This is a genomic window from Flavobacterium sp. FG19, assembly GCF_057809475.1.
The window spans coordinates 1-12,751 of the sequence record NZ_JBMDKA010000058.1 but is presented as its reverse complement, the minus strand read 5'-3'; the positions used below and the strand labels follow the sequence as shown (position 1 = coordinate 12,751).

Annotated in this window: 4 protein-coding genes; 3 read left to right on the top strand and 1 reads right to left on the bottom strand. The window is 40.0% G+C overall.

Annotated elements, in window-relative coordinates; genetic code table 11:
• Positions 1–3,532, bottom strand: a 3,532-nt coding sequence (locus ACODST_RS27420; RefSeq protein ID WP_488935283.1) for a beta strand repeat-containing protein, incomplete at its 3' end; no start/stop codon positions are given.
• Between the two features lie 274 nt (positions 3,533–3,806).
• Here ACODST_RS27420 and ACODST_RS27415 point away from each other — a divergent pair.
• From ACODST_RS27415 to ACODST_RS27405, 3 genes are all read left to right on the top strand, one after another.
• Positions 3,807–4,289 carry a regulatory protein RecX gene (locus ACODST_RS27415; protein WP_488935282.1) on the top strand — a complete coding sequence of 161 codons (483 nt, stop codon included), beginning with the start codon at positions 3,807–3,809 and terminating at the stop codon, positions 4,287–4,289.
• A gap of 363 nt (positions 4,290–4,652) precedes the next feature.
• Positions 4,653–10,808 (top strand): DUF8693 domain-containing protein, encoded by a 6,156-nt coding sequence (locus ACODST_RS27410; protein WP_488935281.1) that lies wholly within the window; start codon positions 4,653–4,655, stop codon positions 10,806–10,808.
• Positions 10,809–10,962: 154 nt separating this feature from the next.
• The coding region (locus ACODST_RS27405; RefSeq protein ID WP_488935280.1) for a DUF7507 domain-containing protein at positions 10,963–12,751 on the top strand (1,789 nt) is incomplete at its 3' end.

The window sequence follows — 12,751 nt, the reverse complement described above, 5'->3', positions numbered from 1 at the left end:
AATAAGTATAATCATAACGGTCTATTGAGGCTGTATTACGGTTGTAAGTAATATTGCCTGTATTAGTAACTCCATTTGTGGTTTGTATTAAACTGGCGTTGTTTTCAAACACCAGTGCCCCATTACTTGTGTTATCAATCGTTACGGCATTTTGAACTGTTAAGGTTCTGCCGCTTTCAACCGTAAGCAAGCCCCCGCTGTTTACAGTAATTGAAGCTACAGCAACATCTATCCCAGCGGCAGCAACAACTGGTTTGTTTAAAGTTGAAGGTATCACGACACAGTCTCCTGACCCGGGAACACCTGATGGAGTCCAGTTCGAAGCCGTATTCCAGTTAGTTCCTGAAGAGCCATTCCACACTTTATCCTGTACACTAACATTTAAAGTGGCTGGAAGTGAAATACATCCATAACTGTTTTTAAAAGTTACATTGTAGGATGCTATTGCAACTCCGGTAAAAACTCCGGAAGTATTGGTATAATCTGTTCCGTCTAAACTATATGTAATTATTCCGTCCGGAGTAGGAGTGGTAATTGTTATGGTTCCTGTATTAACAGTGCAGGTAGGAGTTGTGCTTATTACTGCTGTTGGTGCATTAGGAGTCGAGTTTACTGTAAGCAATGCTGAGTTTGATATTATTGAACAGCCTCCGCTGATAATAATACAGCGAACAGAATATCCATTATAAGCCAAAGGGGTTCCGGTTAATGACAAAGACGCTGTATCATGTCCTGAAACATTTGCCACACCAGCTGCTGTTATCCATGCACCAAGACCCGGTTCATAATATTCCCATGAATAAGAAGGGCTTGAGGCCGATGTTGTAATAGTGAAGCTGCCATCCTGTCCTTCGCAGACTGCTAATGGCTGAGGCTGGGTTGTAATTGAATTTACTGTCAGAATTACTGCGCTGGAGTATAGGGCGGCTCCACAAGTTCCCGTAACCTGAACTATATAACGATAATTGTTCATTGAAGCCGCTGCGCCTGTAATTGTCAAGTCTGCTGTGGCTGCATTTGAGTACACTAAATTATTAGTGACTGCATTGTAATTTGTTCCTCCGTCTGTACTTACAAACCATTGGTACGACAAACCTGTTCCGGAGGCCGCAACAGAAAACATGGTAGTGTTACCTGTGCAGATTACAGAGTTAGATGGCTGAGTCGTTATTGTGGTATTAGCATTTACCGTGACAGTCCAGCTTCCTGTTGAAGCTGCAAAAGCGGTATTACATGTTAAATCCCTGGCATATCTTACATATGTTGTTGTAGTTGTAAGCCCTGACGGCGGATCATAAGCTGCAGAATTCGAACCAGAAACAGGAGTTCCGTTAGCTGTCCATTCATAAGTTATTGAATCATCTCCACCACTTGCTGCTGCAGCACTTCCAATTAATCCCGGATTGCCATTATAACAAATCGTTTCGCCTGTTGTATTTATTGCTCCTGGGTCAAACTGGGCTCGTATTGTTAAATTGGTTTGATTGTCTCTCCCTATTGTTTGAGGCGATGTGGAGGCAACAACACGAATTCTGTAACCGCTTCCTGCCGGCGTTCCTAATGGAATAGTCCCTGCAATTGTTCCTGCTCCGGTTTGTGTTAGAGTGCCTATGTTTACCGGAGATGTGAAATCGCCCGATGCATTAGATAACTGAGCTGTGAAAACATTTCCCGCAGCATAATTTCCGGTAACTATAAAAGGTACTGATACAGAAACTCCGGAGCAAAATGGTGAACCATCTATAGATCCATTTATACGAATACCATTAATTCTTCCCAATGCAAAAATTCTATTAGCTACTATAGCATTAGAAGAACTTATACCATTTGACTCAACCGTTCCCCCTAAAGAGGTATAATTTCCAGTTGCGCTGCCATCATCTGTTCCTGCAATGACATCCAACGGCGATACAGGAGCTGGTCTGGATACCGAAATACTCGTTTGAGTATTACTTATACTGCCGCTAGTCGCAAGTGTCCAGTATTCAGTGTTACTTAAACTGCCAACACTACTAAAATCAGCTGTACCTCCACAATCAGTATCGAAAGCTTCTACCTGTGCAGTGGGTGTAATACTGCTGGTAGTGCGGGGAGTAAAAGTAAACGGAAGATAGGTTGTTCCTTTTCCTACCGGGAAAACATATGATGTAGTCCCTGCTCCCAAACCTGTCGCCAAAGTCCATTTAACAGGACCACTTATAAATGAAGCAGCTGAACCACCTGATATTCCATTTGTAGCTGTTCTCGTTATATTTAATAAATTTGTGGCAGATGTGCTAAGAATACCATTGCTCATGGTTAGTATGTTGCTAACGGTCACATCATGATATGTACCTGTTATGGATAGATTAACTCCTCCTGATGTATTGTTTATAGTCAGGTTATTAAATGTAGTCGGAAAATAACCTCCTCCGGTTATAGACTGCGCAGTACTTCCATTAAAAATAACCGTTCCTCCATTTGCAGATATGGTGCCCCCTGCATTCTCTACATCACGATTAAAATTTCCTTTAATAGAAAAAACATTACTGGTTAAAGTAACATTTGCTCCTGCTCCCAAAAGATTAAAATTACCTGCTAAATTAACAGTAGCAGATCCCAAATTCAGTACAGAAGCGGTGTTTAGGTTTCCATTAATATTTAATATCCCATTGCCACTGGTAGATTTGGTTCCCGGATATTGACAAACCAAATGATAATAGTCTGGAATGTATGAAATCTGCTGATTTACCCAGCTGTTATATAAAACCGTACTTCCGGTTTGTAACGATATATTGTTTTTTGTAAAAAGAGTTGGAAATGATGTTGATGTTGTACCACTTAAAGCAGTTCTACCGAGCAGCAGGGTCGCATTATTTTCTACGGTAAGTCTCCCGTTAATATTTCCGGTTATTTGTTTTTCATTATCCATCAATGTGGTACCAGCACCTACAAATAAATTATTATTTACGGTTATTAAACCTAATAATGTTTTATAATTTGAATTAGAAGTGGTTAAGTTATAATAAGTATATGCCCCAACATTTTGTGCACCTCCATTATAATTAACAGTTCCTGTTCCACATGAAAAGCTAGCACCACTGGCAAAATTACCCTGAATATTCAGGGTTCCTGTAGTCATGGTGATATACGAATTTGTACTGCCGGAAATTGTTATGGAACCATTAACATTTAAAATAAAGGTGCTTATCGTTAGAGTAGCTCTATTGGCCACTCCCGATGACCCGTTAACAGTAATAGACAAACAGTTTTCATCCTGGGTCAGGACTACATTATACCTGCTGGCTAGTATTACAATATCATCGGCATCAGGAATACCGTCAGCGTCTGTACCACTTGTTAAAGTCCAAGTTGCGGAAGAATTCCAGTTCCCGCTTGCTCTTGAAGTAAATGTTGCGGCATTACCTGACAAAAAAGGAAAAAGTATAAATAAAACTAATAACCTTCCTTTAGAAATTTCATTTTTTCCAAATAATAATTTGGGAAAAACATCAAACAAAGAACGAGTAATCAAAAGTAGTTTTTGAATCATAGATTTGGGGTATTTGGGGTTGTTTTTGGAGCTTGAGAGCAAAAAAAATTCTCTAATTTTCGCAATTAGTGTTAATTTTTTTGTTCTTTAGCCGAAATATTAAACGTAACACACTGTTAAACAACAATTGAAATTTTAACATATTCTCGCACAAAAATATTATAATTAGGAATATATTACAACATTTTAATGGTGTCTTTTTAACATTTTTTCATATTAAATAGTAAGAATTATTCTCTTTTTTATTTTTTTGTTAAAAAGAAAGAAAATACACATGAGTACCACAATAACCCAAAAAGAAGCACTTCAAAAACTGGAACGCTTTTGTGCCTATCAGGAGCGTTGTCATAATGAAGTAATTACAAAACTGTACAGCTTAAAAATGACTTCCTATGAAATTGATTCGATTGTAGTTCAGTTAATTGAGAATAATTTCTTAAATGAAACCCGTTTTGCCTGCAGCTTTGCAAGAGGCAAACACCGTATGAAGCAATGGGGTAAAATCAGGATCACAAATGAGTTAAAATTAAGACAGATTTCATCTACTAATATCACTCTGGCTATGAAGGAAATTTCTCCTGAAGAATACGAAAATACTTTTGTTGAACTTTCTGAACGATTTTGGAATTCTATTTCAGAAAAAAATTCTTTGAAAAAAAGAAAAAAATTCTGCGACTTTCTGCTTCGAAAAGGATACGAAAGTTCTCTCGTTTACGAAAAAATGACCGAGCTCGAAAAAGAGGAAAAAAGTAAATAACCTGTTCCGAAAAATAACCCTTTTTTATTTGATAAAATTGAGTTTAACGGCTTCTTTAACAGGTTATAAATTCTTCGTCACTTTGCGAATAACGACGTAAAAAAGTTATTTTGGTTATTTTTTATTCTAAAACAAAATAAAAAAGACCTGTTTTTTACTATTTTTCCTATATTTTAACAATTGAAATTATAGGAAATAAAATACAGCTGTCTTTTTTTTAGTGTCTTTCAACGAGTTTTTATGTTATTCATCGATTATTCGGCTGTTCTAAATCCCTCTTCCTTTACGGTTCGTATATGTAATTATATTTGCAGGTGATAAATCCTTATGCCAGCATAACAAACTTGACAGAAACCGTTTAGCATGAAAAAAACTCTACTTTTCAGTATTTTATTTTTTGTAATTTCTTTGTTTTCTTTTGGACAAACAATTACAAAAACTTTTGTAACTGCTACTACACCAAAAACATTTACTGTACCTGCGGGTGTAACAACTGTAACAGTTGAATGTTGGGGAGGTGGAGGAGCCGGAGGAGGCTCAACCAGTACATCAGGAGCTTTAGCCAGATCTGGTGCCGGCGGCGGCGGCGGAGCTTATGCTAAATCTGATTTATCAGCAAGTCCTGGTAATATCATCACTGCTGTTGTTGGAGCAGGAGGAGCTGCAGGAACTAGTACAGCAGGTCAAAATGGCGGGGATGGAGGATTTTCAAATATAACATCTTCAACTACTTCACTCAACAACGCAGTACGTGCAGGAGGTGGATTTGGAGGGACTGGCAACAGTACGGGTGGAGACCCTGCTGGTGGAGCTGGAGGTTCTTCTTCAAATTCTATTGGAACCACAATTACTTCTGGAGGATTAGGAGGAAATGGAGACACAGACTACAACATTCCATCTGGAGCAGGAGGTGCAGGCGGAGGTCCGACCGGAGGATCTGGAGGAGCAGCAATTTCGGGCATTGGCGTAACAAATAATGGTAATTCAGGAAATGTTTATGGCGGTGGCGGCAGTGGTTCCAGAACTTCACAGACTGGGGGAAATAGAGTTGGTGGAGCAGGAGCTGCTGGTAAAGTAGTTATTACATACACCTGTCCTACATCAGCAGGGACCTTGTCAGGTAATCAATACTTATGCACTTATAATGCATCTAACACAACTTTTACATCAACTGTTCCCGGAGGAACATGGTCTTCAAGCAGCAGTTCAATAACAGTAAATAGTACAACAGGAGTTGTAACTGCTGCCGCAGGTACAAATACTTCTGCTACAATTACGTACACAATTCCGGCAACATCGGATTGTCCTGTTCAAACTGCAACCAGAATGGTGTATGCTACAAATACACAACCTACACAAGCTAACACACCTTCTGGACCTTCCACTGTTTGTCAGGGAACAACCGTAACATATACAGTAAACTCTATTCCTAATGTTACCTATAACTGGAGTTATACCGGATCAGGAGCGACTGTTACCCCTGCAGCTAACGGACTTTCTGCGACGGTTACATTTAGCCCAACGGCTACTCCTGGTTATAATGGAAGAATTGAAGTTTCAACTGTAAACGGATGTGGTGCAAGTGGAAATGTAGGAATGAATGTTTTTGTTTCGCAATCAAGTACAGGAGGAACTATGACAACAAGTGAAACCCCAAGCGGTTGTCAAGGTCAAGGCTACATTACCCACCTGGAATTAAGCGGATATGCGGGATCAATTTTAAGATGGGAATCTTCTACAGATAATTTTGCCAGTAATATAACTACAATAAATACAAATGCCAGCGGAATGAATATCGGGAATCTATCCCAAACTACATCATATCGTGCTGTTGTTCAAAACTCGCCATGCTCTAGTTCGGCTTATTCTACTGTAGTAACCGTAACTATAGGATCAACATCTGCAACATATACTACAAGCGGCGCATCATCAAGCCCCAATGTTTGTATAAATAATCCGATAACAACAGTTACTCATACCACTACCGGTGCCACTGGCATTGAATATAATGGTATTGCAGGTGCTAATGGCTTACCTGCAGGAGTATCTGCCACATGGTCTTCCAATACGATAACAATAAGTGGAACTCCTACGGCTTCAGGAACTTTTAATTACAATATTCGCTTAACGGGATGTAATCCATCTAATAATGTATATGCAACCGGAACAATCACGGTACGAGACCTTACGGTAGCTGCTACCTCAACTGCAAATACATGTATTAATGTTTCTATGACCTCAATAACGCGTGCTACTACTGGAGCCACAGGAATTGGAACTCCAACAGGATTACCTCCGGGAGTAAATGCTTCCTGGGTTTCTAACACTTTAACGATAAGTGGAACTCCAACTACTGCTAATACTTACAATTACAGCATACCTGTAAATGGAAGCTGCGGAACAATTAATGCAACCGGAACGATTATAGTAAATGCTAATAAAGCCGTAACCAGTACCTCGCCAAATGCAACTACTTGCGTGAGTACAGCAATTACAATTACACATACTACAACCGGAGGAGTTACCGGAATAGGAACTCCAACAGGATTGCCATCAGGAGTAACAGCCTCATGGGCTTCTAATACTATTACTATAAGTGGAGCACCTACAGCTTCTGGAAACTTTAATTATAGTATCCCAGTAAATGGCTGTGGATCAACGGCTGTAAATGCAACGGGGACAATTGTCGTTAATTCCAACTTACCAGCAAGTGTTACTATCGCTGCATCTCCATCGGGTGCAATATGTTCAGGTACTTCTGTAACATTTACTGCTACCCCAACTAACGGAGGGACAACACCTTCTTATCAATGGAGAGTGAACGGATCTCCTGTTGGAAGTAATTCTCCTACCTACACTACCAATACCCTTACAAATAGTCAGGTGGTTACTTGCGTAATGACTTCAAATGCAAGCCCTTGTTTAACAGGAAGCCCTGCTACTTCAAACAGCATAACCATGACGGTTAACCCTAATTTGCCGGCAAGTGTCAGTATCGCATCATCAACAACAGGTGCAATTTGTGCAGGAACATCTGTTACTTTCACAGCCACTCCAACTAATGGAGGAACTGCTCCTTCTTATCAATGGAGATTAAACGGATCACCGGTTGGAACTAATTCGAGTACTTATACTACGACGACCTTAGCAAATAATGATGTTATCTCTTGTACAATGACTTCAAATGCAAGTCCTTGTTTAACAGGAAGCCCTGCTTCTTCGAACAGTATAACAATGACGGTTAACCCTAATTTACCAGCAAGTGTTAGTATCGCATCATCATCAACAGGAGCCATTTGCACAGGAACATCTGTAACTTTTACAGCTACCCCAACTAATGGAGGAACGACACCTTCTTATCAATGGAGACTAAACGGATCACCAGTTGGAACCAATTCGAGTACTTATACTACTACGACCTTAACAAATAATGATGTTATTTCTTGTACAATGGCTTCAAATGCAAGTCCTTGTTTAACAGGAAGCCCTGCTGCTTCAAACAGTATAACTATGACGGTTAATCCTAATTTACCGGCAAGTGTTAGTATTGCTTCCTCATCAACAGGAGCAATTTGTGCAGGTACATCAGTAACTTTTACAGCTACTCCAACCAATGGAGGAACGACACCGTCATACCAATGGAGAGTAAACGGATCGCCAGTTGGAACTAATTCGACAACCTATACTTCAACGACATTAGCTAATAGTGATGTGGTGAGCTGTGTGATGACCTCTAATGCAAGTCCTTGTTTGACCGGAAGTCCTGCTGCTTCCAATAGCATTACTATGACGGTTAACCCAGTTTTAACCCCAAGCGTAACCATTACATCGTCGCCATCAGGAACCGTATGTCAGGGAACTATGATTACGTTTACAGCAAACGTAACTAATGGAGGAACTGCACCGGTTTATCAATGGTATAGAAATACTACTTTAATAACAAATCAAACCGGAAGTACTTTCCAGATAACTGATTTGGAAAACGGAGACAAAGTAAGAGTAGTTATTACATCCAATGCTTCTCCTTGTTTATCATCAACAACTACGGCAACATCAAACGAGATACAGCCAACTATTACAATGACAGACCGAGGTAGAACGCAGGGTGGAGGAACAATCTGCCAGGGTACCACAACTCCTCCTTTGACAGTAATGAATTATTACGGTCCCGGAAATGTTCCGTATTCAACTCCTACTAAAATATTATATTGGGAATACCGCGATAACAATACAGGGCCATGGACACAAATAGCGAATACAGCCGGTGTTGTTACTTATAGTCCTAATGATGTTTTAACAACATCAAGAGCATACAGAGCACAGGCACAAACCAGTGGATGTCCAATGCTTTTTGCCGCTATAGAGACTACTGTAATTGTCAAGCCACTTCCAACAGTAACATTTACTGCTTCACCGGGAACAGAAACTTGTTTGAATACAAATGTAACTTATACCACACAGGCTAATCAGTTCCGATATGCCTGGACAGTACCTGGTGTTCTTAACACCGATTATACTATTGTCAGCGGAAGTTTAGCTACAACCAGTAATAGCGTTACCTTAAGATGGCTTACTGCCGGAAACAAAACCGTGACGGTAAACTACAGAAATAGCTATAGTAGTAATGGAAGCGGAGTTCCAAATGATGATGGCTGTTATGCTGCGTCAGCAGCTTCTTCGACTACACTAGTTGCGGTAACGACTGCACCTACTATAGGAACAATTGTACATCCAACTTGTGCGGTACCAGCGGGCAGCATTACATTGACCAATTTACCGGCAACAGGTGATTTATTGGTAACAAGTTCAAATGCACCAAACTCTACAATCGCAATTACAGGAACTTCTATGACTATTTCAGGATTAGCTCCGGGCACTTATAGTTTTGCTATAAATAAATGTGTTCCTGTTTATACTGCAAACATTACCATATCTGCCAATAAATGGAATGGAACATCATGGTCAAATGGAAATACAGATCCTTCGCCAGACGATATATTAGAATTTGATGCAGATTACAATCTGGATAAAAATATTACCGGTTGCTCATGCTCTATTTCTAATGGTGCACATGTTACGATTAAAAGCGGCCGCAGTTTAACTATTGCTAATGCCGTAACAGTTAACGCTGGTGGTTCTTTAACATTCGAAAACAATGCCAGTTTGGTACAAACCGCAAATGGCATTACTAACACAGGTAACATAACTTATAATCGTAGTACTGCGGCAATAGACCGTTATGATTATACCTATTGGTCATCACCGGTAGCATCAGGTGTTACACTTCATGATGTTTCCCCAACTACACTGGCAGATAAATATTACAGCTATGATCCAGCCGCAAAATGGGTAGTGAGTTATAACGGAATTTTACCTATGGAGCCGGGTAAAGGATATATCATCAGAGGACCTCAGGGATATGTAAACAAAGCGGTATATGGTGCTGTTTTTACCGGAGTTCCAAACAATGGAGATATTACTATAACCCCAACGGTATCAAAATGGTACTTAGCCGGGAATCCATATCCATCTGCCATCAGTGCTGATGAACTTATTGATCATTCAGATGTAGGAGCTTTGTACTTCTGGACACACAGCTCGCCGCCTGATGAAGGAAATGAAGGAGATGCCAAATACAATTACGATGTTGCCGATTATGCGGTATATAGCTTGGCAGGAGGTGTAGTTACTCAGGAAGGAGCCGCTGTTATGAGCGGCAATATTGCCGCCGGACAGGGATTCTTTTTCAGATCACCTTCAGGAAACAATGTGGTATTTACCAACAGCATGAGAAACGGCAATAACAGCCAGTTCTTTAAAACATCTAAAAGTAATACACTTGAAAGAAACCGTATATGGCTGAACTTTAAAAATACCCAGGGAGCTTTTAAACAGACTCTGGTAGGTTATATTGAAGGAGCTACCAACAGCTGGGACCAGAGTTATGATGCCATTACGATGAACGGAAACTCTTATGTTGATTTTTACAGTATCAATGAAGCCAGAAAATTAACCATGCAGGCACGTACCCTTCCTTTTGAAGATTCCGATACCGTTCCTCTTGGATATGTTACCACTGTTGCAGGCGATTTTACAATTGCTATTGATCATGTTGACGGCTTGTTTGATAACCAGGCAGTGTACCTGGAAGACAAAACAACCGGAAAGGTTCACGATTTAAAAGCAGGTGATTACACTTTTACAACTGCTATAGGTACTTTCACCGATCGTTTTACACTTCGTTATACGAATAAAACTTTAGGAACGGGAGATTTTGAAAACATCGAAGACGGTCTTCTTGTATCAGTAAAAGACAAAGTGATACAAGTAACTTCTGCAAAAAAAAACATTAAAGAGATTACCGTTTTTGATATCAGTGGAAAACAGATTTACAACAAAACCAAAATAGGAGAAACAGCTGTATCTGTTTCAAATCTGCAGGCTGCCCAGCAGGTCTTACTGGTAAAAGTAATACTGGAAAATGATGCTGTTGTAACTAACAAAATCATTTTCAATTAATTAAAATATAATATAGTAAAAATCCGGCAGGTTGCACTGTCGGATTTTTATATGTAATAACGTTACTAACTAAAAAAATGGTCTAAAATGAACTGATAGTTCAAACTATTAAAATTTATTTAAACGCCCCAATCAAACCAAAACTACAAATTGTATGCCCCCAAAATTACTTTTGTTTCCCCGTTCTTTTTTTTCAAAAATAATAGTTTTAGGATTTTTTCTAATTTCCTTAAATATGTTTAGTCAGATGACAGCTGTTTCCAGGATTTATACAGACTGGAATGGCTATTGGACTTCAAATGCCGCAACACTGGCCGGTAATCGCCCGGACAGAGAAAACAATTTATTGGCTTTTACCTGGAATGGGACAGTCTATTCCACTGGAGTTAACAATACTACTCTTGATGCCCATTCCGTTGTATATAATTCTCAAAAATTCAGGGCTTTAAAAATCCAGTCTCTTGGATCCGCATCGGACACCTATTTTTTACAAGGCTCAATGATAGACGGATCTGCTGCTGGCGCCACTTTAGTACCTGCACTAACAGGAACTACCGCTACAGGAGCTGAACTGGCTTCAAGATTAACCGACGGAACCAGCGGATTAGCATTAGGAACCGGAGTAGCTAATATAAAGGCCGGTACCGCAGAATTTAAAGTTGGAACCAACAACTTAAATCTTACAGGTCTGGGCGATGGAATTCCTGATATTATTGTGACTCAGGTTGCGGATCCCGGCGGAACTCCGGATACTTTCAAATTTGTGGATGCCTCTGGCACCACAGTAGGAACTGAACTTTCTATTAAATTTGATGCAGTAGATGTAATCGGGACGTATAGTCTTGATTTGTTCAAAATGAACGGAACGTATGCTTTTACTCCGGCCTCTACCCGAAATATCAGAATGCTTGCTATTGAAACGAGCCAGTTTGGAATTACTTCTTCAAACGCTTCGCAAGTGGATCGTTTTGTGGTTACTTTTTCGGGTAACTCAGACTGTGCTTTTATTGCTTTTAATACGAATTCCCTAAAGATAGCTGAGTTAGGCCTTATAAAAACAGCGTCTATGCCTTCTTGTGGAAAAGTAGGAGATGTAATCACTTATACTTTTGATGTAAAGAACACGGGAGAAGTTCCCCTTACAGATGTTCGTGTAACAGATCCTATGCCTGGTGTAACTATAACCGGAAATCCTATTGCCAGTTTGACTGCCGGAGCAACCGCTACATTAACCGGAACCTATACTATAACCACTGCAGATGTTACATCCGGAAGGGTTACTAATTCGGCCAGAGTTACAGGAACGGATCCTTCATTAAATGTTGTAGAAGACATTTCTGGTCATACTTATACCGATAATATTTCAACATCAATCGACTTACTGGCACCTCCGGTAATAGGAACGATCACTAATACTACTTGTACTGCTTTAGGAGCTGTTATTTTAACAGGACTGCCTTCTTCAGGAAGCTGGTCTCTGGAAAGAAGCCCGGGAGCTGTTATAACCAGTGGTTCAGGTTCCAGCACAACCATTACAGGTCTGGCTGCAGGAAGTTATACTTTCAGGGTAACTAATAGCACGGGCTGTAAATCGCCTGCCAGTTTAAGTGCAGCTGTCACCAACCAGTCCTCAACGACCTGGGATGGCACAGCCTGGTCGAACGGAACTCCAAGCACTACTAAAAGCGGTGTTTTTTCCGGAGCTTATTCTGTAAGTGCAGATTTAGACCTTTGTTCCTGTACTGTAAATAATGGGGTCCATATAACAGTCCCTTCAGGTCGAACTTTAAGGCTTACCAATGGTTTAACAGTAAATACGGGAGGTTCTTTAACATTTGAAAACAACGCCAGTTTAATACAAACCACAAATGGAGTTACTAATACAGGTAATATTACTTACAACCGTAATACAGCCTCAATAGACCGTTATGATTATACTTATT